Here is a 446-nt window from a genome sequence, read left to right on the forward strand (position 1 = left end):
GACTACCAGGGTATCTAATCCCATTCGCTCCCCACGCTTTCGTCCTAGCAGTGTCAGGTGGCACCCAGAAGCCTGCCTTCGCTATTGGTGTTCCGAACGATATCAACGCATTTCACTACTACACCGTTCGTTCCAGCTTCCTCTTTGCCCCTCTAGCTCACAAGTTTCAAAAGACATTCACCCAGTTAAGCTGAGTGATTTCACTTCTGACTTTGTAAGCCACCGATCGGTACGCTTTACGCCCAATGATTCCGGATAACGCTTGAGGTCTCTGTATTACCGCTGCTGCTGGCACAGAGTTAGCAACCTCTTATTCTCTCGGTACGCTCAAAAATTGTTCCCGAGCAAAAGGACTTTACAACCCGAAGGCCTTCATCGTCCACGCGGCGTCGCTGCATCAGGCTTTCGCCCATTGTGCAAAGTTCCAAACTGCAGCCACCCGTAGG

1 rRNA gene is annotated in these 446 nt (G+C 51.1%); it reads right to left on the reverse strand.

The features are described from left to right. Positions 1-446: ribosomal RNA gene (locus AADR41_RS42450) — 16S ribosomal RNA — on the reverse strand; the annotation flags it as partial.

The sequence above is a fragment of the Streptomyces sp. CLV115 genome (assembly GCF_038448545.1).
In the GTDB taxonomy this organism is placed as follows: Bacteria; Actinomycetota; Actinomycetes; order Streptomycetales; family Streptomycetaceae; genus Streptomyces; species Streptomyces sanglieri.